Raw genomic sequence first — 23,770 nt, 5'->3', positions numbered from 1 at the left:
CGATGGGTACGCGGGGTCAGACCCGACGGAACACCAGGGTGCCGTTGGTGCCGCCGAAACCGAAGGAGTTCGACATCACCACGTCGAGCTTCGACTCGCGTGCGGTGTTGGGCACGTAGTCGAGGTCGCACTCCGGATCCGGGGTGCTGTAGTTGATGGTCGGCGGCGCGACCTGATCGCGCAGCGCGAGCACCGAGAACACCGCCTCGGCGCCACCGGCGGCGCCCAGCATGTGACCGGTCATCGACTTGGTGGAGCTGACCATGGTCTTGTAGGCATGGTCGCCGAGCGCACGCTTGACCGCGAGGGTCTCGCCTCGGTCGCCTGCCACGGTCGAGGTGCCGTGGGCGTTGATGTAGTCGACCTGATCCGGGCTGATGCCGGCATCGTTGAGCGCCATCAGCATGCAGTCGGCCGCACCCGAGCCATCGGTCAAGGGCGCGGTCATGTGGTAGGCGTCGGAGTTCATGCCGACACCGACCAGCTCGGCATAGATGTGCGCGCCACGGGCCTTGGCGCTCTCGTACTCCTCGAGCACCACCACGCCGGCGCCGTCGCTGAGCACGAAGCCGTCGCGCTCCTTGTCGAACGGACGGCTGGCGCCGACCGGATCGTCGTTGCGGGTGGAGAGTGCGCGCGCCGCGGCGAAGCCGCCGAGGCCGACCGGCGAGGTCGCCATCTCGGCGCCGCCGGCGAGCATCACGTCGACATAGCCGTGACGGATCATCAGCGCGGCCTCACCGATGTTGTGGGTGCCGGTCGCACAGGCCGAGACGATCGAGTAGTTCGGCCCCCTGAGGCCGAATTTGATCGAGAGATTGCCCGCCACCATGTTGACGATGTTGGCGGGAACGAAGAAGGGAGAAATCCGACGCGGCCCCTTGGAGCGATAGGCCTCGTAGTTGTTCTCGATACCGGTGATGCCACCGATGCCGGAGCCGACGGCGACGCCGATGCGGCGGCAGTTCGACTCATCGATCTCCAGTCCGGAGTCGGCAATGGCCTGAGAGCCCGCGGCGACACCGTAGTGGATGAACTTGTCCATCTTCTTGGCGTCTTTCTCGGCGATGTACTCGCTGGGATCGAAGCCATAGATCGGCCCACCGAAGCGGGTGCTGAACGGTTCGATGTCGAAGTGCGTGATCGGCTGGATCCCACTCCTGCCGGCAAGGATGCTGTCCCAAGCGGACTTGACGTTCAGACCAACTGGCGCCACCAGACCCAACCCAGTGACAACTACCCTTCTGCCTGCCATTGCTTACCCCTTCTCGTTCAGTACACCACGATTTGGCGGGTCGAGCCGCGTGCGGCGTCCGTCTCCGACGGACGACTGCGCGCGGACAGCAACCCTGCCTCAGGCCTGGTGCTCGTTGATGTAGTTGATGGCCTGCTGGACCGTGGTGATCTTCTCAGCGTCTTCGTCAGGAATCTCGGTCTCGAACTCCTCCTCGAGGGCCATGACCAGTTCCACGGTGTCGAGGGAGTCCGCGCCCAGATCGTCGACGAAGGACGCCTCGGCGGTCACTTCTTCCTCTTTGACACCCAGTTGCTCGACGACGATTTTGCGAACTCGATCTTCAACGCTGCTCATAATGAAAGATTCCTCCGGAATGAATAAAGTGGCCCTCGCTGAGCCAGCCCGTATTCTAGTGACAAACGAGGGTCGATGAAAGCCAATAAATAGCCTTAGGTGAAAACCCTAACCGATTGATATAAGTCATTTATATCAATCAAGGAAAAGATTTTCACGCCATGTGCATGCCGCCGTTGACATGCAGCGTCTCGCCAGTGACATAGGCCCCGCCGGGAGAGGCGAGGAAGGTCACGGCCGCGGCGATCTCCTCAGGGGCACCGAGTCGACCGAGCGGGATGGAGCCGAGCAGCGCATCGCGCTGGGCATCGGGCAGCACCCGGGTCATGTCGGTGTCGATGAAGCCTGGGGCGACGCAGTTGACAGTGATGCCACGGGCGCCGACCTCGCGGGCGAGCGATTTGGTGAAGCCCATCATCCCGGCCTTGGCCGCCGCATAGTTGGTCTGACCGGCGTTGCCGCTGGCCCCCACCACCGAAGCGATGTTGATGATGCGCCCCTTGCGCGCCTTGGTCATCGGACGCAGGCAGGCCTTGACCAGACGATAGATCGAGGTGAGGTTGGTCTCGATGACCGAATCCCACTCCTCGTCCTTCATCCGCATCAGCAGGTTGTCGCGAGTGATCCCGGCATTGTTGACCAGGATGCTGGGCGCACCGAGACGCTCGTTGAGCGTCGCCAGGGCGCTGCTGATCGACTCCGCATCGGAGACGTTGAGCACCAGACCGATACCCTGATGGCCGGCGTCCTTGAACGCCTGCTCGATCGCCGCGGCGCCGGCTTCGCTGGTCGCGGTGCCGGCCACTGCCGCACCCTGCTCGGCCAGCGCCATGGCGATGGCACGACCGATTCCACGCGAGGCGCCCGTAACGAGCGCGATTTCACCCTTAAGCATTGGCAGTCGCCTCCAGTGCCGCATCGAGGGTCTTCGGGTCGAAGACCGGCAGCGTCGTCATGTTCCTGTCGATACGCTTGCAGAGTCCGGCCAGCACCTTGCCCGGGCCCGACTCGATGGCGGCCGGCACCCCGTCGCCGGCGACCTTGCGTACCGTCTCGACCCAGCGTACCGGGCGATAGAGCTGCTGCACCAGGAGATCGCGCAACTCGGCGACATCCGCGGCCGGGGCAACGTTGACGTTGTGCAGCACCGGCACCTGGGGCAGCGAGAGATCGAGTTCGGCGAGACGCTCGGCGAGCTGCTCGGCGGCCGGACGCATCAGCGCACAGTGCGAGGGCACGCTCACCGGCAGCTGTACCGCGCGCTTGGCGCCGGCGGCCTTGGCCGCCTCCACCGCGCGCGCAACCGCGGCGCTGGCGCCGGCGATGACCACCTGTCCGGGGGAGTTGAAGTTGACCGCCTCGAGCACCTCGCCGCCGGCCTGCTCGGCGCAGAGTGCGATCACGGTGTCGTCGTCGAGTCCGAGCAGCGCGGCCATCGAGCCTTCGCCCGGCGGCACCGCCGCCTGCATCAGCCGGCCACGCTCGGCGGCCAGACGGACGCCATCGGCGAAGCCCAGGGCCTCGGCGGCGACCAGGGCGCTGTATTCGCCCAGCGAGTGCCCGGCCATGACCGTGGCGGGAGCACCACCGGCCTGACGCCACACCCGCCACACGGCGATGCCGGCGGCGAGCATGGCGGGCTGGGTGTTCTCGGTGCGGTTGAGCGCGTCCTCTGGACCGCTGCTCACCAGTTGCCAGAGATCCTGACCGAGGGCGTCAGAGGCCTCCTCGAAGGTCTGGCGAACGCTGGGATAGGTCGCGGCGAGGGCATCGAGCATGCCGAGCGCCTGCGACCCCTGACCGGGAAAGAAAACGGCGAGTTGTTGTGGCATCGCAATACAGGAAGATCAAGAGGGAAATCAGTAACGGACCAGGACCGAGCCCCAGGTGAAACCGCCTCCGAAGGCCTCCATCAACAGCGTCTCGCCACGACGGATACGCCCGTCGCGTACCGCCTGATCGAGCGCCAGCGGGATGGAGGCCGAGGAGGTGTTGCCGTGCTCGGCAACGGTCACCACCACCCGTTCCATCGGCAGATCGAGCTTGCGCGCGGTCGCCTGGATGATACGGATATTGGCCTGATGGGGGATCAGCCAGTCGATGTCCGACTTGGTGAGGCCTGCGGCCTCGAGGGTCTCCTCGACGATGCGCCCGAGGGTGGTGACGGCGATGCGGAACACCTCGTTGCCCTTCATCTGAACGAAGCGGGCGTCGGGGTGACCGTTGCCGAGCCCACCGGGGACCTGCAACAGGTCCTTGTAGGCGCCATCGGCGTGAAGATGGGTGGAGAGGATGCCAGGCTCGTCGGCGGCCTCGAGCACCACCGCACCCGCGCCGTCGCCGAACAGCACGCAGGTGGTGCGGTCGTTCCAGTCGAGGATGCGCGAGAAGGTCTCGGCGCCGACCACCAGCGCGCGCTTGGCCGCGCCGGTGCGGATGAACTTGTCGGCCACGTCCATTGCATAGACGAAGCCGGCGCACACGGCCTGCAGGTCGAAGGCCGGGCAGCCATGCACATCGAGACGCTGCTGCAGCAGGGTTGCGGTGCTCGGGAAGAACTGGTCGGGCGTGGTCGTCGCCACCAGGATCAGGTCGAGGTCGGAGGCGGTGATGCCCGCCGCCTCCAGCGCCCTGCGCGCAGCCTGCTCGGCCAGATCGCAGCAGCTCTCCCCGTCGCTGACCAGGTGACGTTTCTCGATTCCCGTGCGTTCCCGGATCCAGGAGTCTGAGGTATCGACGACAGCCTCGAGATCTGCGTTGGTCATGACGCGGGCCGGCAGATAGCTCCCGGTCCCGAGAATGCGGGAATACTTCATCAGGCGGTTTCCCTGTACTGTCCGCTGCCCTCGAGCTGACGCCCGACCTGTTCACCGATCCGCTTGGGGATGTCCTCGCGGATCTCCTTCTCGGCAATATAGATTGCGTTTTCGAACGCGATCTCATCGGCGCCGCCGTGACTCTTGATCACGATACCGCGCAGTCCGAGCAGGCTGGCACCATTGTAGCGACGCGGATCGATGTCGCGGCTGAAACGCTTGAGGATGGGCATCGCGGCCAGTCCGGCAAGCTGGCTGAACCAGTTGCGCTTGAACTGCTTGCGCAGCGAATGACGCACGAACTTGGCCACGCCTTCGCTCGACTTGAGCGCGACGTTGCCGATGAAGCCATCGCAGACGACCACGTCGACGTCATCGAGGTAGATGCCATCACCCTCGACATAGCCGACATAGTTGAGGCTGCTGTTGAGCAGCAACTCGTGGGCCTGCTTGACCTGCTCGTTGCCCTTGATCTCTTCCTGGCCGATGTTGAGCAGCGCGACCTTGGGCTGCTCGATGCCATCGACGACGGCGGCCAGTTCGCTGCCCATGACGGCGAACTGGAACAGATGGGCCCCGGAGCAATCGACGTTGGCGCCGAGATCGAGCATATGCGTATGACCGTGCAGCGAGGGCACCGTGGTGCTGATCGCCGGTCGATCGATGCTCGGCAGGGTCTTGAGGACGAACCGCGCGGTCGCCATCAGCGCCCCGGTATTACCGGCGCTGACACAGGCACCGGCCTCGCCGGCACGCACCAGGTCGATGGCCACGCGCATCGACGAGTCTTTCTTGCTGCGCAGCGCCCGCGATGGCAGTTCATCCATCGCCACCTCCTGGGAGGCGTGATGGATCCGCAGGCGCTCGCGACTCACCCCGCCGACATAGCCCTCAAGACGCTGCTCGTCGCCGACCAGGATCAGATTGGCGTGCGGGTTGTCCGCGAGATACTTGAGCGCTGCCGGGACCACGACACTCGGGCCGTGATCGCCGCCCATGGCGTCCAGTGCAATGGTGCAGGGTTGTGCCATCGATGCTCGACTCGCGTGTCGCGACCGTGACCCGAAACGGACCGACCGGATCACTCAGACTTGTCCACAACCTTGCGGCCGCGATAGAAACCGTCGGCCGAGACGTGATGACGACGGTGGGTCTCGCCGCTCGAGGGCTCGACCGAGAGCGTCGGCTTGCTCAGGGCGTCGTGGGAGCGACGCATGCCGCGCTTGGAAGGGGTCTTGCGATTCTGCTGAACTGCCATTGTTATCTCCAGGTACGGATCTGACGCCTCGTTGGCACGAGACGTCGCGTTGATCGAAATTGCGAAACCATCAGCCCTCGTCGTCGCGCCCGCGCGACTTCAGACTCGCCAGAATCGCGAACGGGTTGTCCCGCTCCGGCGTCGTCTCCAACAACGGCTCGGACTCGGGCGGCGAGGCATCGGTAGAAACCGGCGCCTCACACTCACCGGGCGCATGACGCGGCACCGCCGGGATCGCGAGCAGCAGCTCGTCCTCGATCCAGTCAAGCGGCTGCACCGGCTCGTCGTCTTCGACCAGCACCGGGTCGAGTGTCTCGTCGAGCTGCTCGGCCTGCTGCTCGCTGCGCACCAGCGCCAGCCTCAAGGGCGCGCTCACCGCAACGGCGACCTCGCCGAGACAGCGCTGACAGGGCAGCCGCAACACCGCATCGACGTCCCCGAAGACACGCACGCGCCCCCGGGGATCACGCTCGAAGGCGAGACGGTAACAGACCTCGGCCTTGCCCTGCGCAAGCGGGGCGAGACCGAGGACGGCCTCGGCAAGCCTCGGCAGCCGCGCAAGCTCGATCGTGCCGGTGAAGACACGCGCGGCCTGCGCGGCACGCCATGGGTCCAGTCGCTCAGGTAACGACGCTGACATAAGCTAATCAAATTAACCCAGTTTTGGCGATTTCGTCAACTTCCACGAATCAACCACCGCCCACCAGCGCGAGCAGGATACCGGCGGCCACTGCCGAACCGATGACACCGGCCACGTTCGGCCCCATCGCATGCATCAACAGGAAGTTGTGATGATCCGACTCGAGACCGACCTTGTTGACCACGCGCGCGGCCATCGGCACCGCCGAGACGCCGGCGGCGCCGATCAGCGGATTGACCTTGCCACCGGTGACCTTGCACATGATCTTGCCCATGATCACACCGGTGGCGGTACCGATGCAGAAGGCCAGCGCGCCGAGCAACAGGATGCCGAGCGTCTGCACGTTGAGGAACATCTCGGCCGAGAGCTTGGAGCCGACGGCCAGACCCAACATGATGGTGACCACGTTGATGATCTCGTTCTGCGCGGCGCGGCTGAGGCGATCGACCACACCCGATTCACGCAGCAGGTTACCGAACATCAGCATGCCCATCAGCGGTGCGGCCGAGGGCAGCAGGGTCACGCACAGCACCAGCACCGCGAACGGGAAGAGGATGCGCTCGAGCTTGGAGACGTGGCGCAGCTGCTCCATCTTGACCTGACGCTCGGACTCGCTGGTCAGCGCGCGCATGATCGGCGGCTGGATCAGCGGCACCAGGGCCATGTAGGAGTAAGCGGCCACGGCAATGGCGCCGAGCAGATCGGGCGAGAGGCGCGAGGCGAGGAAGATCGCCGTCGGGCCGTCGGCGCCACCGATGATCGCGATCGAGGCAGCATCGGCCATGCTGAAGTCGAACCCGGGGATCAGGTTCAGCGCCAGCGCCCCGAGCAGGGTGGCGAAGATGCCGAACTGCGCCGCGGCACCCAACAACAGGGTCGAGGGGCGCGCGATCAGGGCGCCGAAATCGGTCAGCGCGCCGACCCCCATGAAGATCAGCAGCGGGAAGATCCCGGTCTCGATGCCGACATGGTAGATCATGCCCACCATGCCGTCGGGACCACCGATCCCGGCCACCGGCGTGTTACAGAGGATGGCGCCGAAGCCGATCGGCAGCAGCAGCAGCGGCTCGAACTTCTTGGCGATCGCCAGATAGATCAGCAGACCGCCGACGCCGATCATCAGCGCCTGACCCCAGGTGAAATTGGCCAGTCCGGTGGACTGCCACAGTAGCAACAACTTTTCCATGGGTCCGCGCTCAGCTCAGGGTCAGCAGGGCCTGACCGACCTGCACCGCGTCCCCCTCGGAGGCGCAGACCGCAGCTACGGTTCCACCCTCGGGCGAGCGCACCTCGGTCTCCATCTTCATCGCCTCGAGGATCATCACCACGTCGCCGGAGGCGACCTGATCACCGGGCTTGACCAGCACCTTGAACACGGTACCGGCCAGCGGCGCGGGCACCTCGCTCGCAGCACCCGCAGCAGGCGCCGGGGCGGCGGCCGGGGCGGCACCCGCAGCCGGGGCGATCATCTCGACCGCACCCTCGGGCGAGACACGGACGTTGTAGGCGTGACCGTCGACCTCGACACGATAGGCCTCGGCCATCGCCGCGCCGCTCGCGGCAGCGGCAGGTGCGGCCTTGTCGGCAGCGGCGACCGGTGCCTCGGTCCAGGGCGCCGGCTCGAAGGCCGAGGGGTTGTCGCGGTTCTCGATGAACTTCAGCCCGACCTGGGGGAAGAGCGCGTAGGTGAGCACATCGTCGACCACCTCGTCGGCCAGGCTCAGCGAACGCTCCTCGGCGATCTCCTGGAGCTGCGCGGTCAGCGACTCCATCTCCGGGGAGAGGTTGTCGGCCGGGCGGCAGGTGATCGGGGTCTGACCCTCTTCGAGCACGCGCTGCTGCAGCGCGGCGTCGACCGGCGCGGGGGTGGCACCGTACTCACCGCGCAACACGCCGGCGGTCTCGGCGGTGATGCTCTTGTAGCGCTCACCCATGAGCACGTTGAGCACCGCCTGGCTGCCGACGATCTGCGAGGTCGGGGTGACCAGCGGGATGAAACCGAGGTCCTCGCGCACCTTGGGGATCTCGACCAGCACCTCGTCGAGACGATCGCTCGCACCCTGCTCGCGCAGCTGGTTCTCCATGTTGGTGAGCATGCCGCCCGGCACCTGGGCGACCAGGATGCGCGAGTCGACACCCTTGAGCGCACCCTCGAACTTGGAGTACTTCTTGCGAACGTCACGGAAGTAGGCGGCGATCTCCTCGAGCAGGTTGAGATCCAGCCCGGTGGCGCGATCGGTGTCCTCGAAGATGGCGACCACGGACTCGGTCGGCGAGTGCCCGTAGGTCATGCTCATCGAGGAGACGGCCGAGTCGACCATGTCGATACCGGCCTCGACCGCCTTGACGATGGTGCTGGTGCTCATGCCGGTCGTGGCATGGCTCTGCATCGCGATCGGGATCGAACAGCTTTCCTTGAGGCGAGTGACCAGCTGCTCGGCGACATAGGGCTTGAGCAGGCCGGCCATGTCCTTGATGCAGATCGAGTGACACCCCATGTCCTCGAGACGACGACCCATGTCGACCCAGTAGTCGAGGTCGTGCACCGGGCTCACGGTATAGGACATGGTGCCCTGAGCGTGCTTGTCGGTGGCGAGGACGGCCTTGATCGCAGCCTCGAGGTTGCGCAGGTCGTTCATCGCGTCGAACACGCGGAAGACATCGATACCGTTGGTCGCGGCACGCTCGACGAAGGACTCGACCACATCGTCGGCATAGTGCCGATAACCCAGCAGGTTCTGGCCGCGCAGCAGCATCTGCTGCGGGGTGTTCGGCATCGCCGCCTTGAGCTGGCGCAGACGGTCCCACGGATCCTCGCCCAGATAACGGATGCAGGCGTCGAAGGTCGCCCCGCCCCAGCTTTCCATGGACCAGTAGCCCACCTGATCGAGCTTGGGCGCGATCGGCAGCATGTCTTCAAGACGCAGCCGAGTAGCGAGCAGGGACTGATGGGCGTCGCGCAGGACGACCTCGGTGATACCGAGCGGCTTGGGATCGTTCATGGTGAAGGTTCGATTTCGAAGTTCGCGATCAGGGGCGCCGCCGGTCAGGCGGGTACACCCCCCGACGACGCCCCGGTTACAGACGGACCCCTGGGTGTCAGGTCCGGCGTCGCTTCCGGTATTGGACGACGGCGGCCGTGATCGCCGCGGTCAGGCGACGATCGGTGACGGCCCCGGCACCTTGCGGGAAGGCGGGCCGCGCCTCGGGCGCGGTCTCCTCTGGGGCCCAGCGGCGCACGGCGGCGGCCACCAGGTGAAGCACGCCGATGAGCAGGATCAGGAAGGCGACCACGATGGTCATCCCGACCCCCATCAGCTGCAAGCCTTCGAGGAAGAGTTTTGAAAAGGAGATTTCGGTCATGACGATAGCCCTCAGACGTCGAACGGATGACGTCGGATCAGGGTCTGCACACGATCGGGACCCGTCGAGACCAGATCGACCGGCAGTCCGCTGAGCTGTTCAATGGTTTCGATATAGCGTCGCGCATTCTCGGGCAGCGCCTCGTAGCTCTCGGCGCCCACGCTCGACTCGCTCCAGCCGGGCAGATCAAGATAGCGCGGGGTGCAGCGGGCCATCGCCTCGCTGCCTACCGGCGGCGTCTCGAGCAGCTCGCCGTCGAGCTCGTAGCCGGTGCAGATCCGCACCCGCTCCATGCCGTCGAGCACATCGAGCTTGGTGATGCAGATGCCGGTGACGCTGTTGATGGCGAAGGAGCGCTTGAGCGCGACCATGTCGAGCCAGCCGCAGCGACGCTTGCGCCCGGTGGTGGCGCCGAACTCCGCCCCCTTCACCCCGAGATGATTGCCTTCGTCGTCGAACAGCTCCGAGGGGAAGGGGCCGGCCCCGACACGGGTGGTGTAGGCCTTGACGATCCCCAGCACATAGTCGAGGTCGCGCGGCCCTACCCCACTGCCGCTGGCGGCACCGCCGGCGGTGGTGGTCGAGGAGGTGACGAAGGGATAGGTGCCGTGATCGATGTCGAGCAGCGCGCCCTGCGCGCCCTCGAAGAGCACGTCCTCGCCACGCGCGCGCATCTGGTGCAGCAGGCCGGGGACGTCGACGATCAGCGGACGCAGCTCCTCGGCATGGGCCAGGGCCTCGTCACGGATCGGCGCGAGCTCGAGCGGCGCGAGCTTGTAGTAGTGCTCGAGGACGAAGTTGTGATAGTCGAGGACCTCGCCGAGACGCGCCTCGAAATGGGTCGCATCGAGCAGCTCGCCGAGACGGATGCCGCGCCGCGCGGTCTTGTCCTCGTAGGCCGGACCGATGCCGCGCCCGGTTGTGCCGATGGCGTTGCTGCCGCGGGCACGCTCGCGCGCCTGATCGAGCGCGACGTGATAGGGCAGGATCAGCGGACAGGCGGCACTGATGCCGAGACGCTCGCGCACCGGCACGCCGGCCTGCTCGAGCATCGCCATCTCGTCGAGCAGCGCCTGCGGCGAGAGCACCACGCCGTTGCCGATCAGGCAGCGCACGCCTTCGCGCAACACGCCCGAGGGGATCAGGTGCAGGACGGTCTTGGCCCCGTCGATCACCAGCGTGTGACCGGCGTTGTGTCCACCCTGGAAACGCACCACGGCGCCAGCGCGATCGGTCAGCAGGTCGACGACCTTGCCCTTGCCCTCATCGCCCCACTGGGTGCCTATTACAACGACGTTGTTGCCCATCTAGACTCTTTCCTACTCCGCATCGATAGCTTGTAATTCCCAGCGCCCCTCGCACCGCGCCAGGGTCTGGCTGCAGCCGAGTTGACGTGGATCCTGTTCGACCCCGGGCAGTACCTCGACCACCCGTCGCCCAGCGGCGCGCAGCCGCTCGATCTCGGCGCGCAGCGCCGGATCGGGATCGGCCGGCGCGAGCACCGGCGCGTCAACGCGATAGCGTTGCTCGAGCCCGCGTCCGTGACGCAACAGCTCCTTGAGGTCGGCACTGAAGCCGACCGCCGGGCGCGCCCGGCCGAACACCCGACCGATGTCGTCATAGCGCCCGCCACGCGCGACCTCGAGCCCCCAGCCGGGGACGAAGGCCGCAAACACCGCGCCGGTCTTGTAGCGATAACCGCGCAACTCGGCGAGGTCATAGTGGACCCCGACCTCGGGCAGCCAGCGCTGCAGCCCCTCGGCGATGCGCCGCAGGTCATCGAGCGCGGCCTGTACCGGCTGGTCGGCGCGACTCAGCACCTGCTCGGCACGCACCAGCGCATCGGCGCCGTTGAGTTCGGCGAGCGCGACCAGCATGTCGGCCGCAGCACCGTGGACGCCGAAGCCGCCGATCAGCTGCTCGACCTCGGGCACCGCCTTGCGCTGGAGCGCATCGAACAGCGCGTGCTCCTGTGCCGCATCGAGCCCGGCCTGACGGGCCAGCCCGCGGAAGATACCGACATGACCGAGATCGAGATAGCTCTCCTCGATCCCCGCCGCGCGCAGCGTGAGCATGATCAGGCGCAGGATCTCGATATCGCTCTCGACGCCGCCATGACCATAGATCTCGGCACCGAGCTGGAGCGGGCTGCGCGTCCCACCGAAGCCGTCGTCGCGAGTGCGCAGCACGGTGCCGAGATAGCACAGACGCTGCGGCACATCACGACGCAGATGATGGGCATCCATACGCGCGACCTGCGGGGTCATGTCGGACCGCACCCCGAGCAACCGCCCGGAGACCTGGTCGGTGAGCTTGAAGGTCTGCAGGTCGAGGTCCTGACCGGTCCCGGTCAGCAGCGAGTCGAGATAATCGATGAACGGCGGGATGACCAAGTCGTATCCCCAGCCGGCATAGAGATCCAGCAACTCGCGACGCAGCCCCTCGATGACCTGGGCCTGGGGCGGGAGCACCTCTTCGATTCCGGCTGGCAGCAGCCACCGTTCCTCATTCATTGCGCACTAAAACTCAGTTCACCAGATAGAGCAGCCCGAGCCCGACGATCATGCTCGTCAACCCGGCCAAACGCAGCGCCCGATCCCGCTCGGCCACCATCAGCAACAAGGCGCGTCTGAAGCTTCGCGGCGAGAGAAACGGCCAGATCCCCTCGACCACCAGCATCAGCGCCAGTGCGATCAGCAGCTCGTTCACAACCAGACGTCCTCGACCGGGGCTCGATCACGCGAACGCAACCGGGCTGGTACCCTTTCAAAAGGCGCCCATCTTTCCAGACGCAAGGGCATTTGTCCATCGCCGGGACATCGAAAAACACCCCGCAGACAGACAGAAAAACGTGATTTCAGCGCAAAAGCAGCATTTTGACAACAAAATGCATGCATTTAACCAGGGTGCGAAGGGTCGCTGAAACGTGGACGAAACGTCTGCAAGACGTCTTGGGTGGGGAAATGCGGCCCCGAAACGGGGCCGCATCCTGCAGCGGAGGGAGGATCAGCGGCCGATGGCCTCGACCGGGGCCTGCTGCTGACGGAAGAAACGGAAGAACTCCGAATCGGGTTCGAGCACCATCACGTCGCCACCATTGCCGAAGGCGTGGCGATAGGAACCGAGACTCCGGTAGAAGGCGTAGAACTCGGGGTCGACGCTATAAGCGCCGGCATAGATCTCGGCCGAGCGCGCATCGCCCTCACCGCGGATCTCCTCGGACTGACGATAGGCGTCGGCGGTGATCACGGTGCGCTGACGATCGGCATCGGCGCGAATCCGTTCGGCGGCCTCAGAACCCTTGGCCCGCAGGTCACGCGCCACCCGCTCACGCTCGGCGCGCATGCGCTGATAGACCGACTCACTGACCTCGGGCGGCAGGTCGATCTTCTTCACCCGCACGTCGACGATCTCGACACCGAGATCCTCGGTGTTGGCATTGACCTCCTTGGTGAGGATCTGCATCAGCTCCAGACGATCATCGGAGACCACCTCCTGGATGGTGCGCTTACCGAACTCGTCACGCAGGCTGGTGTTGATCCGCTCCGAGAGCAGCCGGCTGGTCCGCGCACTGCTGCCACCGGTGGAGCGGAAGAACTGCGCCGCGTTGGAGATCCGCCACTTGGCGTAGGAATCGACGATCACGTCCTTCTTCTCGATGGTGAGAAAACGCTCCGGACGCGAGTCGAGCGTCTGGATACGACGATCGAAGATCTCGATGGAGTTGATCAAGGGCAGCTTGAAATGCAGCCCGGGGCCGTACTGGTCGGAGACGATCTCACCGAGTCGCAGCTTGATCGCCACCTCGTACTGCTTGACCACGAAGGTACAGCTGTAGACGAGGAGCGCGAGCACCGCGACGCCGATCGGCAGCAGGGTCCTGTACTGATTCATCAACGCGTCCTCCGCTCACGGTCCACGATGCGCTGGGGCGTGGAATCACTCGCCCCGGTGGCGCTCGCCGGCGTCGCCGCGACCGGCGCCGACGCTGCCGGGCCACTCTGGGCCGGCGTTGCTGATTGCTTGAGCATCTGATCGATGGGCAGGTACATCAGGCTGTTGCCGCCGTCCTTGACGTCGAGCAGCACCTTGGCGTTCCCGCCGAGCACCTGCTCCATGGTCTCGAGATAGAGACGCTCGCGCGTCACCTCGGGGGCCTTCTGATACTCGGCGAGGATGGCACTGAAGCGCGCCGCCTCACCCTCGGACTCGGCGATCACCTTGTCGCGATAGGCGCGGGCATCGGCGATGATGCGCGCAGCCTCACCACGGGCGCGCGGCAACACCTCGTTGGCATAGGCCTCGGCCTGGTTCTCGATGCGCTCCTTGTCCTCGCGGGCCTTGATGGCATCGTCGAAGGCGGCCTTGACCTGCTCCGGCGGCTTGGCCGGCTGCATGTTGATCGTGGTCACCTCGAGGCCGGTCTTGTACTGATCCATCAGCGCCTGGATGCGCTCCTTGATGGTCACCGCCACCGCGCTACGACCCTCGGTCATCACATAGTCGAGCTTGCTGCCACCGATGGTCACGCGCACCACGGTCACCGTGGCGTCACGCAGGGTCTTCTCGGGATTCTGGTCCTGGAAGAGATAGTTCGCCGCATCCTGGATACGCGACTGCACCGTCAGCTCGACATCGACGATGTTCTCGTCCTGGGTGAGCATCGATGCCTTGTGACTGAAGGTCGCGATCTCGTCGACATTGACCTTGGTCACCGACTCGATCGGTGCGGGGATGTGCCAATGCGGCCCCGGCCCGGTGGTCTCGGTGAGCTTGCCGAAGCGGGTCTCGACGCCGCGCTCGGCAGGGCCGACGATATAGATGCCGGTGGCCAGCCAGATCACCACCAGCACGGCCACCGCCACACCGATCAGGCGCAGACTGAGGTCGCGCCCGGGACCACCGCTCGGGCCGCCCTGCCCGCCGCCCTTGCCGCCGAAGAGCCCACCCAGGCGCTCCTGGAGCTTGCGTACCACCTCGTCGAGATCGGGCGGTCCTTGGTCGCCGCCACCACTCCAAGGATCTTTGTTACCGCCACCTGGCTCGTTCCAGGCCATAGCTTCTCCGTCTGTACTGGTTGGTTGGGGGAGTCGTCCCGGATTGCCCTGTCGGGGGTTGACGATCCAGCCACTGCAAACAGGGCGTCACGACAAATCCGATGGCAGGTGAATATCGCGTAGAACAATGCCGACGTACGAGGCCGATATCAAGCGATATCGCATGATGAGGTCACGCGGACACGCATCCCCGGGCCCCAAATCGAAGGTGTCATTCTAAGATGGCGCTGCGGGGTGGAGCAAACGCCCCACCCCCAATGAAACTCAGGGTTCGACACAGGCGGCCAGGCGCACATCGCGTGCCCGCAGCCGCGCGAGATCGGCCCGCGCGATACTGAAGCTCATCTCCCATCCACCGCTCTCGAGGGGGGTGTCGGCGAGTATCTGGGCGTGAGCGAAGAGCAGCGCCCGCACCCGCCCATCGGCTGGCTCGAGTCGGACCCGGCGCTCGACGCGCTGGCCACCGACACGCTCGGCGATCGCCTGCAGCAACAGCTCGATCCCCTCGCCCTCGCGCGCCGAGATCCACACCCGCACCGGCACCCCCTCGGCATCGCGCTCGAGACGCGGCACGGCCTCCTCGAGCCGATCGATCTTGTTGAACACCTCCAGGCGCGGAATCTCGCTGCAACCGATCTCTTCGAGCACCTGCTCGACATCGGTGATCAGTCGCGAGCGCTGCGTGGCGGCGGCATCGATCACGTGCAGCAGCAACGCGGCGTTGCGCGCCTCCTCCAGCGTCGAGCGAAAGGCCGCCACCAGCTCATGCGGCAGATCACTGACGAAGCCCACGGTATCGGCCAGCAAGGCCCGCTCGCCGGTCGGCAACTCCAATCGACGCAGCGTCGGATCGAGGGTGGCGAACAGCTGATCGGCCTGGAACACCCCGGCCTCGGTGAGACGATTGAACAGCGTCGACTTGCCGGCATTGGTATAACCGACCAGCGAGACCACCGAGAGTTCGGCCTTGGCCCGCGCCTTGCGCCCCTGGGCGCGCTGCCCCTCGATCTTGCCGAGGCGGCGCTCGAGCATCGCCACGCGCTTGCCGAGCAGACGGCGGTCGGTCTCGAGCTGGGTCTCGCCCGGACCGCGCAGCCCGATACCGCCCTTCTGGCGCTCGAGATGGGTCCAGCCGCGTACCAGCCGGGTCGAGAGGTGACGCAGCTGCGCCAGCTCCACCTGCAGCTTGCCCTCGAAGGAGCGCGCCCGCTGGGCAAAGATATCGAGGATCAACCCGGAGCGATCGAGCACCCGGCACTGTACCAGGCGCTCGAGGTTGCGCTCCTGAGCCGGCGAGAGCGGATGATCGACGATCACCAGGTCGGCGGTGCAGGCGGCGACCAGATCCTTGAGCTCCTCGGCCTTGCCGCTGCCGAGGAAGTAGCGCGGATCGGGCGCGGCACGACTCCCCCCCAGGGTCGCCAGCACCTCGGCGCCGGCGGCCTCGGCGAGCAGCGCGAATTCTTCGCGCTGCTCGGCATCGACCCGCTCGCCGCCGAGATCGATCTGTACCAGCACCGCCCGCTCACCGACATCGGGACGCTCAAACACGCCGCGCCCCCAGCAATCGTTGCGCGTGCGACTCAGGCATCGTCGGACTTGTCCTCGCCCTTCGGCGACTCATCGCTCGGCGGCAGCTTGACGTTGCGCGCCGGCACCACCGTCGAGATCGCATGCTTGTAGATCATCTGACTGACGTTGTTCTTGAGCAGCACGACGAACTGATCGAAGGACTCGATCTGCCCCTGCAGCTTGATACCGTTGACCAGGAACACCGAGACCGGCACGCGCTCCTTGCGCAGGGTGTTCAGGAAGGGGTCTTGCAGGCTATGGCCCTTTGCCATGTGTTGAGTCTCCTTGTTGTCGTTTGTTCGGTCGGCATCCGGATGTGACCGTGGCCGGACAGGTGCTCCGGGGCAGCGCTTCCCCCCATCCCGGATCACCGCCGCTCTCTACGGTCGTCATGACCGCGTCGTCCGTCAGCGGGTTGCGAACTGGTGACGGACACCGACCTGATTTGGAGCAAGCCCCCAACGCGGGGGACCGCACTGAGCATGCCTCGCTGGCGACACCGCGGCAAGGACCAGCAACACCGGCCACGGCTCATCGGCCGCCGCCCGCGCCACCGATACCGGCCGCCGCGAGCGCCGCCAGCGCCTGACCACAGGGATCCGGGTGATCATCGATCCAATGACAGTCGGGCTCGGCGCGCAGCCAGGTGAGCTGACGCTTGGCGAGCTGTCTGGAGGCATAGATACCGCGCTGCACCAGCTCATCACGGTCGTACTCGCCGTGAAGATATTTCAACACCTGGCGATAGCCCACGCAGCGCATCGAGGGCAGCTCCGGGTGCAGGTCGCCGCGCGCCCACAGCCGCTCGACCTCGGCCACCAGCCCCTGATCGAGCATGTCGCAAAAGCGCTGCTCGATGCGCCGATGCAGCAGCGCGCGCTCGCCTGGCGCGCGCACCAGCTTCATCCAGCGATAGGGCGGCTCGGCGCGTGCGCGGGCCTCGGCGATCAAGGCGCTCATCGGGCGCCCGGCGAGGGCGTGGACCTCGAGCGCGCGCTGGATGCGCTGCGGGTCGTTGGGATGGATCTGCGCCGCGCTCACCGGATCGACCGCAGCGAGCCGCTCGTGCATCGCCTGCCAACCGAGACGCGCCGCCTCCGCATCGAGCGCGGCACGCACCGCCGCATCAGCCCCCGGCAGCTCGGCCAGACCGCGCAACAGACCGCGCACATAGAGCATGGTTCCACCGACCAGCAAGGGGATCCGCCCCCGTGCGCTGATCTCGGCCATCGCCGCCAGGGCATCGGCGCGAAACTGCGCGGTCGAATAGGACTCGCTCGGGTCGAGGATGTCGATGAGCCGATGCGGGGCCTCGGCGAGCACCTCGGGACCGGGCTTGGCGGTACCGATGTCCATGCCGCGATAGACCATCGCCGAGTCGACGCTGATGATCTCGCACGGCAGTCGACGCACCAGCTCGACGGCGAGGTCGGTCTTGCCGGCAGCGGTCGGGCCGAGCAACAGGATGGCCCACGGCCGTGGGTCGGCGGAATCGATCATGACGGGGAGATCCTCTCGGGGATGCGGCTCAGCGGCCGCGCTCGAACAGTCGGTCGAGCTGATCGTGGGTCATCTTCACCCAGGTGGGACGGCCATGGTTGCACTGATCGATACGCTCGACCTGCTCCATCTCGCGCAGCAACGCGTTCATCTCTTCGATGGTGAGCCGCCGGTTGGCGCGCACCGCGCCGTGACAGGCCATGGTCGCGAGCACCGCGTCGATCGCCGCATCGAGCCGCCGACTGCGCCCGTGCTCGGTGAGATCGGAGAGCAGGTCGCGCACCAGCGGCGCGATCTCGGCCTGACGCAGCAGCGCCGGGACCTCGCGGATCACCAGGGTCTCGGCGCCGAGCGGCTCGATCACCAGCCCCAACCGGGCAAGGGTGTCGCGCTGCGTCTCCAGCAACTCGACCTCGGCGCGACTGACCTGGAGGGTGACCGGCAACAGCAGCGGCTGGGAGACGATGCGCCCGCGCGCCCAGGCCTGCTTGAGCCGCTCGTAGCCGATGCGCTCGTGGGCGGCGTGGATATCGACCACGATCAGCCCGTCGCGCGCCTGGGCGAGCAGGAAGACCCCGTTGACCTGCCCCAGGGCGAAGCCGAGCGGCGGGGCATCGGCCGCCTCGACCTCTTCCTGGCGAGGCACGGGCCTCGCCCCGCCGACCTCGGGCAACGGCTTGGCCGGGGCGGCGGGCGCTGTCGAGGACGACTCCTCTCCCCCGCCATCTCGTGCCGCTGGCCTCGGGTGCTGGAAGGCCAGATCGGCCTGATAGCGCGCCGGACGCTCGGCGACCCGGCCCGCCGGGGCGACGACGGAACTCCGCTCACGAGCGACAGCGGCTCGCGCGCCTGTGCCGACGCGCCCGGCCTGCCCGCCCGAGGTGGCAAGCGCCGGCGTGAGCGGCGCGACCGACGACGCACGCGTGGAGGCGACCGCCGGCGCGGGCGCAATCGTCCCGGTCTCGGGCGTCCGCTCGCCGAGCACACCGTCGGCGAGCCGGCGCTGCAGACTGCTGAACAGGAAGTCGTGGACCTGACGACTCTCGCGGAAGCGCACCTCGTGCTTGGCCGGATGGACATTGACGTCGACCTGACGCGCCGGCAGTTCGAGAAACAGCACGAAGGCCGGATGACGGGCATGGTGGAGCACATCGCTGAAGGCCTGGCGCACGGCGTGTGCCACCAGCTTGTCGCGCACCATGCGGCCATTGACGTAGAAGTACTGCTGATCGGCCTGGCTGCGCGAGAAGGCCGGTGGCAACACCCAACCGTGCAGGCGCAACCCGACGGCCTCGGCCTCCACCGTCAGCGCCTGCTCGGCAAAGGACTGGCCGAGCAGCTGGGCGAGACGGGCGCGCTCACGTGCCGTCTCGCCACCGGCCGGAGCCAGGTCGAACACCTGACGACCATTGTGGCGCAGCACCAGACCGACCTCGGGACAGGCCAGGGCGATACGTCGCACCACCTGCTCGAGGTGGCCGAACTCGGTGCGCTCGGTGCGCAGGAACTTGCGCCGCGCCGGGGTGTTGAAGAACAACTCGCGCACCTCGACCGAGGTCCCGGGCGGGTGCGCGGCCGGCTGTGGCGACTCGAGCGTACCATCGGGACCGACCCCGATACTCCAGGCCGGGGTGTCCCCGGGCGCCTCACGGGGACGCGAGGTCAGCGTCAGCCGGCTGACCGAGGCAATACTCGGCAGCGCCTCGCCACGGAAACCGAGGGTGATGATGCCGTCGAGATCCTCGAGTGCGGCGATCTTGCTGGTGGCATGCGCCGAGAGCGCCAGGCCCAACTCGTCGCGCGGGATGCCGCAACCGTCGTCACGCACCCGCAACCGCTTCACCCCGCCCTGCTCGACCTCGATCTCGATACGCTCGGCACCGGCGTCGAGGCTGTTCTCGATCAGCTCCTTGGCGATCGAGGCCGGGCGTTCGACGACCTCGCCGGCGGCGATCTGATTGACGAGATGGGGCGGGAGGGTACGGATCGGGGAAACCATCGCGCAGATGGAACCAGATCGGCGCGCGCACGGCAAGGGCCAGCGGCCAGCGGCCAGCGGCCAGCGGCCAGCGGCCAGCGGCCAGCGGCCAGCGGCCAGCGGCCAGCGGGATTGAACCGCAAAGACACAAAGGGCGCAAAGGGATTGTGTGTTCAGGACCCCAGCGCAGGCGCTGTTCCCTACTGGAAGCTGGCCGCTGGAAGCCGACTCGAATGACCAAAACGCAAAGAAAACACGCGAAGAAAGCGGCCAGCTTTCAGTCAACAGCCTCAAGTGTCGGCCTGCAATCAACGGTCGCGCGACGAGCCAAGCCCTCCCCTCGCTGGCGGCTGATAGCTGAAAGCTGGAGGCTTTTCCCCTTTGCGGCTCAATCCGTCCTGGTCGCAAGCGAGGTCACGAGTCCTCGGGGATGGCAAGCACCTGACCGACGCGGATGGTGTCGTCGGTCAGGCCGTTCTCGGCACGCAGCGAGGAGAGACTGACGCGATAGCGCTGGGCGATCTCGGAGAGGGTATCGCCCTGGTGGGTGACGTGACGGCGCGGGGTCGAGCGCCCGTTGGCCGCCTGCAGCAGCGCACCCTGTGGCGGGTACTTGCGAAAATAGGCCTTGATCCCGGCGAGGATGGCGCGTGCCAGCCGCTCTTGATGGGCCGGGTCGCGCAACCGGCGCTCCTCCTCGGCATTGGTGATGAAGGCGGTCTCGACCAGCATCGAGGGAATGTCCGGCGACTTGAGTACCGCAAACCCGGCACGCTGGACCCGGCGCTTGTGCAGATCCCCGATCTCGCCGAGATGCGAGAGCACCGCGCCGGCGGCCTCGGTGCTGTGCTCGATGGTCGCGTTCTGGGTCATGTCGATGAGCACGCTGGCGAGCAGATCGTCGCTGTCGGCGATGTTGACCCCGCCGATGAGGTCGGCGGCGTTCTCTCGGTTGGCCAGCCAGCGCGCCGCTTCACTGCTCGCGCCGTTGAACGACAGGGTATAGACCGAGGAGCCGTGGGCGCGATCGTTGGTGAAGGCGTCGGCATGGATGGAGATGAACAGATCGGCCTTGTGCTTGCGCGCCTTCTCGATGCGCTGGCGCAATCGGACGTAGTAGTCCCCGTCGCGGATCATCAGCGGGCGCATCCCCGGCTCGCGCTCGACCAACGCGGCGAGCTTGCGGGCGATCGCCAGGGTGACGTCCTTCTCGTAGGTGCCGCGCTTGCCGATGGCACCGGGATCGGCGCCGCCGTGGCCGGCATCGATGGCGATCAGCACCTCGGGACGTGAAGGCGATCGAGTGCGACTGGCCACCACCGTGGCATGGGGTGCGGCACTGGCGGTCCGCGGCAGCAGATCGATCACCAGGCGGTGTTTGTCGTGACGGCGATCCGGCGGCAGGCTGAAGCTCTTGACCCGTACCGGACACTTGAGGTCGAAGACGATACGCAGATCGGTCTTGTCGCGAATACCGCTGCGCAGCCCGACCAGCGCCGGATCATTGCCACGTGGCCGCGGCAGCGTGCCGGACAGCCGGGCGTCGCTGAGGTCGACGACGACCCGGTCCGGACCCTCGAGGGTAAAGATCTTGTGGGTGAGCGCAGCTCGGGTATCGAGTACCACCCGGGTGCGACCGTCCTCGACACCGACGCGCGCGCCCTCGACCGTGACCTGCGCGGCAAGTGCGGGCAGGGCCAGGAGGGAGCAGAGCAGGAGAGTGAAAACCCGTTTCACGTCGCAGCCTCGGGGTCGCCGGGGTCGCCGACGACCGATGTTCTCGGGGACGGCACGGCCATGCAGTGGAGATGACCCGCCCCAGGGGATTGACGGTTCGTTGTTTTTAAGATAGCAGCTTTAGCGGGAGTATTCCAAGAAAAAACCTGGGATTAGCCTCGCTTTCTGAATTTCTTCGGAACGAAATGTATCGCTTATACAACAAGGATTTGCGCGACCGGGACTCAGCGCTCATAGAGCGCTCGGGCCAGCGTCAGACCCGCCTCGGTGGTCGCCACCGGGCGCAGGCTGCGCCCATCGGCGCGATGCTCGAGCTGGAGCTGCAGATCCGGCGGCGGCAACGCGCCGGCACCGCATTGCGGCCACTCGACCACCCAGATCGCCGGGGTCTCGAGCAGATCGCGCAGACCGAGATACTCCAGCTCCTCGGGATCGGCCAGGCGATAGAGGTCGAGATGGTAGAGCTGGGTGGTGGCGAGTACATAGGGCTCGATCAGGGTATAGGTCGGACTGCGCACCGCACCCTGGTGACCGAGCGCACGCAGCAGCCCCCGGGTCAGGGTGGTCTTGCCGCAGCCGAGGTCGCCCTGCAGATAGAGCACGAAGGGCGCTCGCATCCGCTCGGCCAGCCGTGCACCGAGCGCCAGCTGGGCCGCCTCACCGGCGATATGGATCTCATGCATGATGGTTCTCTCTCCCGTCGGCCAGGGCGCGCACCGCCTCGATGATGTCCCCGGCGATCATTCCCCGCTCACCCGCGCGCGCTGCCCGGTCACCGGCGGCGGCATGCAGACAGACCCCGACACGCGCGGCGCCCCCGACATCCATCCCCTGCCCGATCAGCGCAGCGATGACCCCGGTGAGCACGTCTCCGGCACCGGCGGTCGCCATCCCCGGATTACCGTCGCTGCAGACCGCCGGCGGTGTCTCGTCCGCGTCGGCGACCAGACTGCCGGCACCCTTGAGCACCAGGGCACCGCCATACTTTTGACGCAAGGCCGCGAGCGCGGCGAAACGATCCGCCTCGAGCGCGGCGGTCCCACAGCCGAGCAACCGCCCCGCCTCGCCCGGATGCGGCGTCAGCACCCAGTCATCGCGCCGCAGCGGCTGCTCGGCGAGCAGGTTGAGCGCGTCGGCATCGACCACCAGCGGCAACCGGCACTCGCGCACCCGCCGCCACAGCCCGCGCCCCCACGCCTCCCGCCCGAGCCCGGGACCGATGGCCACCAGATCGGCACGTGCGAGCAGTGGCTCGAGATCGGCGTCGTGCTCGACCCCACGCACCATCAGCTCCGGGCGGGTGAGATTGAGCAGCGCGGCATGTGCCGGATGGGTGGCGACCGTCACCAGCCCGGCACCGGCACGCAGCGCCGCCTCGCCGGCAAGACGTGCCGCGCCGGACATCCCCGGGGCGCCACCGATCACCAGCACATGACCGCACTGCCCCTTGTGCGCATCGCGCCGTCGCGTGCCCAGACAGGCGCGCTGGCTGGCCCAGTCAATGCGCTGCGCACTGGCCGGCTCGGCCACCAGCAGGGTCTCCGGCACCCCGAGCGAGTCCCAGTGGAGCCGGCCACAGCAGCCGGGGCCGGCCCCGGTCAGCAGCCCCTGCTTGAGCACGATGAAGCTGATGGTCGCGCTGGCCCGCACCACCTCGCCGAGCACGGCGCCCCGGTCGGCATGCAACCCGGTGGGGAGATCGAGCGCGAGAACCGGGGCCGGGTGGGCATTGAGCGCACGCACCGCCTCGGCCCAGTGCTCGCGCAACGGACGCTCGAGCCCGATGCCGAGCAGGGCATCGACCAGCAGCTCGGCGTCCTCGGGAAGGCCACCGCGCCAGGGCTCAATCGCCCCGCCGGCCGCCCGCCAGTCGCGGCAGGCCTCGGCGGCCTCATGCCGCAGCCGCTCCGGCGCGACCAGGCTCAACACCCGAACCTCGCGCCCGGCCCGGCGCAACAGCCGCGCCAGCGCATAGCCGTCACCCCCGTTGTTGCCGCCGCCAACGAGCACGCAGACCCGGCGCGCCTGCGGCCAGCGCGCGGCCACCAGTCGCTGCGCCGCGCGTGCGGCACGCTCCATCAGCTCACGACCGCTCAGGTCGGGCTGGAGACAGGCGGCGCGGTCGAGCGCGCGGGCCTGATCGGCGCGGTAGAGTGCGTGCGGCAGCGATGGCTGGTTCATGACGGTCTGGAGATGGATTGGGATCGGCGTGGCGACCCCGATTCTAGGGTGAATGGACGAGACAGGCGAGTACCGGA

The 23,770-nt window shown here is 67.0% G+C and carries 23 protein-coding genes; all 23 read right to left on the bottom strand.

Features of this window, described 5'->3' with window-relative positions; all coding sequences use genetic code 11:
- Positions 1 to 16 precede the first annotated feature (16 nt).
- Positions 17 to 1,255: a beta-ketoacyl-ACP synthase II gene (gene fabF, locus EDC29_RS09035; protein ID WP_123140752.1), complete on the bottom strand. Its 1,239-nt coding sequence runs from the start codon at positions 1,253 to 1,255 to the stop codon at positions 17 to 19.
- A gap of 99 nt (positions 1,256 to 1,354) precedes the next feature.
- On the bottom strand, positions 1,355 to 1,591 hold the full coding sequence (gene acpP / locus EDC29_RS09030; protein ID WP_005223711.1) for an acyl carrier protein: 237 nt from the start codon (positions 1,589 to 1,591) through the stop codon (positions 1,355 to 1,357).
- Between the two features lie 154 nt (positions 1,592 to 1,745).
- Complete coding sequence (gene fabG, locus EDC29_RS09025) at positions 1,746 to 2,486, bottom strand: 3-oxoacyl-ACP reductase FabG (protein WP_123140753.1); 741 nt, start codon at positions 2,484 to 2,486, stop codon at positions 1,746 to 1,748.
- Positions 2,479 to 3,423: an ACP S-malonyltransferase gene (gene fabD, locus EDC29_RS09020; RefSeq protein WP_123140754.1), complete on the bottom strand. Its 945-nt coding sequence runs from the start codon at positions 3,421 to 3,423 to the stop codon at positions 2,479 to 2,481. The genes fabG and fabD overlap by 8 nt, the downstream gene beginning before the upstream one ends.
- 27 nt (positions 3,424 to 3,450) lie before the next feature.
- Entirely contained in the window at positions 3,451 to 4,407 is a 957-nt protein-coding gene (locus EDC29_RS09015; protein ID WP_123140755.1) for a beta-ketoacyl-ACP synthase III, read from the bottom strand.
- On the bottom strand, positions 4,407 to 5,438 hold the full coding sequence (plsX, locus tag EDC29_RS09010; RefSeq protein ID WP_123140756.1) for a phosphate acyltransferase PlsX: 1,032 nt from the start codon (positions 5,436 to 5,438) through the stop codon (positions 4,407 to 4,409). The genes EDC29_RS09015 and plsX overlap by 1 nt, the downstream gene beginning before the upstream one ends.
- 50 nt (positions 5,439 to 5,488) lie before the next feature.
- Positions 5,489 to 5,665 carry a 50S ribosomal protein L32 gene (rpmF, locus tag EDC29_RS09005; RefSeq protein ID WP_005223716.1) on the bottom strand — a complete coding sequence of 59 codons (177 nt, stop codon included), beginning with the start codon at positions 5,663 to 5,665 and terminating at the stop codon, positions 5,489 to 5,491.
- 70 nt (positions 5,666 to 5,735) lie between these two features.
- Positions 5,736 to 6,305, bottom strand: a complete 570-nt coding sequence (locus tag EDC29_RS09000) for a YceD family protein (protein ID WP_123140757.1) — start codon at positions 6,303 to 6,305, stop codon at positions 5,736 to 5,738.
- Positions 6,306 to 6,354: 49 nt separating this feature from the next.
- Complete coding sequence (locus EDC29_RS08995) at positions 6,355 to 7,491, bottom strand: sodium ion-translocating decarboxylase subunit beta (RefSeq protein ID WP_062274423.1); 1,137 nt, start codon at positions 7,489 to 7,491, stop codon at positions 6,355 to 6,357.
- Between the two features lie 10 nt (positions 7,492 to 7,501).
- On the bottom strand, positions 7,502 to 9,307 hold the full coding sequence (gene oadA / locus EDC29_RS08990) for a sodium-extruding oxaloacetate decarboxylase subunit alpha (protein ID WP_123140758.1): 1,806 nt from the start codon (positions 9,305 to 9,307) through the stop codon (positions 7,502 to 7,504).
- A 97-nt stretch (positions 9,308 to 9,404) separates the two neighbouring features.
- Positions 9,405 to 9,668: an OadG family protein gene (locus EDC29_RS08985; protein ID WP_207301260.1), complete on the bottom strand. Its 264-nt coding sequence runs from the start codon at positions 9,666 to 9,668 to the stop codon at positions 9,405 to 9,407.
- A gap of 11 nt (positions 9,669 to 9,679) precedes the next feature.
- Complete coding sequence (locus EDC29_RS08980) at positions 9,680 to 10,975, bottom strand: adenylosuccinate synthase (protein ID WP_123140759.1); 1,296 nt, start codon at positions 10,973 to 10,975, stop codon at positions 9,680 to 9,682.
- 12 nt (positions 10,976 to 10,987) lie between these two features.
- A complete protein-coding gene (locus EDC29_RS08975) occupies positions 10,988 to 12,181 on the bottom strand; it encodes an ATP phosphoribosyltransferase regulatory subunit (RefSeq protein WP_123140760.1) in 1,194 nt (397 codons plus the stop codon).
- Positions 12,182 to 12,194: 13 nt separating this feature from the next.
- Positions 12,195 to 12,377, bottom strand: coding sequence for a DUF2065 domain-containing protein (locus tag EDC29_RS08970; RefSeq protein ID WP_062274437.1), 183 nt, complete (start codon positions 12,375 to 12,377; stop codon positions 12,195 to 12,197).
- Between the two features lie 297 nt (positions 12,378 to 12,674).
- A complete protein-coding gene (hflC, locus tag EDC29_RS08965) occupies positions 12,675 to 13,562 on the bottom strand; it encodes a protease modulator HflC (RefSeq protein ID WP_123140761.1) in 888 nt (295 codons plus the stop codon).
- On the bottom strand, positions 13,562 to 14,725 hold the full coding sequence (gene hflK, locus EDC29_RS08960; RefSeq protein ID WP_123140762.1) for an FtsH protease activity modulator HflK: 1,164 nt from the start codon (positions 14,723 to 14,725) through the stop codon (positions 13,562 to 13,564). The genes hflC and hflK overlap by 1 nt, the downstream gene beginning before the upstream one ends.
- A gap of 264 nt (positions 14,726 to 14,989) precedes the next feature.
- Complete coding sequence (hflX, locus tag EDC29_RS08955; RefSeq protein WP_123140763.1) at positions 14,990 to 16,276, bottom strand: ribosome rescue GTPase HflX; 1,287 nt, start codon at positions 16,274 to 16,276, stop codon at positions 14,990 to 14,992.
- Positions 16,277 to 16,308: 32 nt separating this feature from the next.
- Complete coding sequence (gene hfq, locus EDC29_RS08950) at positions 16,309 to 16,569, bottom strand: RNA chaperone Hfq (RefSeq protein WP_005223727.1); 261 nt, start codon at positions 16,567 to 16,569, stop codon at positions 16,309 to 16,311.
- A 259-nt stretch (positions 16,570 to 16,828) separates the two neighbouring features.
- Positions 16,829 to 17,797 (bottom strand): tRNA (adenosine(37)-N6)-dimethylallyltransferase MiaA, encoded by a 969-nt coding sequence (gene miaA, locus EDC29_RS08945; protein ID WP_132229515.1) that lies wholly within the window; start codon positions 17,795 to 17,797, stop codon positions 16,829 to 16,831.
- A 28-nt stretch (positions 17,798 to 17,825) separates the two neighbouring features.
- A complete protein-coding gene (mutL, locus tag EDC29_RS08940) occupies positions 17,826 to 19,796 on the bottom strand; it encodes a DNA mismatch repair endonuclease MutL (RefSeq protein WP_132229513.1) in 1,971 nt (656 codons plus the stop codon).
- Positions 19,797 to 20,189: 393 nt separating this feature from the next.
- Positions 20,190 to 21,512, bottom strand: coding sequence for an N-acetylmuramoyl-L-alanine amidase (locus EDC29_RS08935; RefSeq protein ID WP_123140767.1), 1,323 nt, complete (start codon positions 21,510 to 21,512; stop codon positions 20,190 to 20,192).
- A gap of 224 nt (positions 21,513 to 21,736) precedes the next feature.
- Complete coding sequence (tsaE, locus tag EDC29_RS08930; protein WP_123140768.1) at positions 21,737 to 22,195, bottom strand: tRNA (adenosine(37)-N6)-threonylcarbamoyltransferase complex ATPase subunit type 1 TsaE; 459 nt, start codon at positions 22,193 to 22,195, stop codon at positions 21,737 to 21,739.
- Entirely contained in the window at positions 22,188 to 23,693 is a 1,506-nt protein-coding gene (locus EDC29_RS08925) for an NAD(P)H-hydrate dehydratase (RefSeq protein ID WP_132229511.1), read from the bottom strand. Before EDC29_RS08925 ends, tsaE begins: the two co-directional genes overlap by 8 nt.
- Positions 23,694 to 23,770: the final 77 nt, after the last annotated feature.

The sequence above is a fragment of the Marichromatium gracile genome (assembly GCF_004343155.1).
GTDB classification, from domain to species: Bacteria; Pseudomonadota; Gammaproteobacteria; order Chromatiales; family Chromatiaceae; genus Marichromatium; species Marichromatium gracile.
This window is presented reverse-complemented; position numbering and strand designations above follow the sequence as displayed.

Coding starts and splice junctions, on each gene's coding strand:
- miaA (WP_132229515.1), bottom strand. CDS start 17,797: ATGATCGATTCCGCCGACCCACGGCCGTGGGCCATCCTGTTGCTCGGC.
- EDC29_RS08995 (WP_062274423.1), bottom strand. CDS start 7,491: ATGGAAAAGTTGTTGCTACTGTGGCAGTCCACCGGACTGGCCAATTTC.
- fabF (WP_123140752.1), bottom strand. CDS start 1,255: ATGGCAGGCAGAAGGGTAGTTGTCACTGGGTTGGGTCTGGTGGCGCCA.
- EDC29_RS08975 (WP_123140760.1), bottom strand. CDS start 12,181: ATGAATGAGGAACGGTGGCTGCTGCCAGCCGGAATCGAAGAGGTGCTC.
- tsaE (WP_123140768.1), bottom strand. CDS start 22,195: ATGCATGAGATCCATATCGCCGGTGAGGCGGCCCAGCTGGCGCTCGGT.
- EDC29_RS09015 (WP_123140755.1), bottom strand. CDS start 4,407: ATGAAGTATTCCCGCATTCTCGGGACCGGGAGCTATCTGCCGGCCCGC.
- EDC29_RS08925 (WP_132229511.1), bottom strand. CDS start 23,693: ATGAACCAGCCATCGCTGCCGCACGCACTCTACCGCGCCGATCAGGCC.
- EDC29_RS08980 (WP_123140759.1), bottom strand. CDS start 10,975: ATGGGCAACAACGTCGTTGTAATAGGCACCCAGTGGGGCGATGAGGGC.
- EDC29_RS08985 (WP_207301260.1), bottom strand. CDS start 9,668: ATGACCGAAATCTCCTTTTCAAAACTCTTCCTCGAAGGCTTGCAGCTG.
- mutL (WP_132229513.1), bottom strand. CDS start 19,796: ATGGTTTCCCCGATCCGTACCCTCCCGCCCCATCTCGTCAATCAGATC.
- fabG (WP_123140753.1), bottom strand. CDS start 2,486: ATGCTTAAGGGTGAAATCGCGCTCGTTACGGGCGCCTCGCGTGGAATC.
- fabD (WP_123140754.1), bottom strand. CDS start 3,423: ATGCCACAACAACTCGCCGTTTTCTTTCCCGGTCAGGGGTCGCAGGCG.
- rpmF (WP_005223716.1), bottom strand. CDS start 5,665: ATGGCAGTTCAGCAGAATCGCAAGACCCCTTCCAAGCGCGGCATGCGT.
- oadA (WP_123140758.1), bottom strand. CDS start 9,307: ATGAACGATCCCAAGCCGCTCGGTATCACCGAGGTCGTCCTGCGCGAC.
- hflK (WP_123140762.1), bottom strand. CDS start 14,725: ATGGCCTGGAACGAGCCAGGTGGCGGTAACAAAGATCCTTGGAGTGGT.
- hflC (WP_123140761.1), bottom strand. CDS start 13,562: ATGAATCAGTACAGGACCCTGCTGCCGATCGGCGTCGCGGTGCTCGCG.
- hfq (WP_005223727.1), bottom strand. CDS start 16,569: ATGGCAAAGGGCCATAGCCTGCAAGACCCCTTCCTGAACACCCTGCGC.
- plsX (WP_123140756.1), bottom strand. CDS start 5,438: ATGGCACAACCCTGCACCATTGCACTGGACGCCATGGGCGGCGATCAC.
- acpP (WP_005223711.1), bottom strand. CDS start 1,591: ATGAGCAGCGTTGAAGATCGAGTTCGCAAAATCGTCGTCGAGCAACTG.
- EDC29_RS09000 (WP_123140757.1), bottom strand. CDS start 6,305: ATGTCAGCGTCGTTACCTGAGCGACTGGACCCATGGCGTGCCGCGCAG.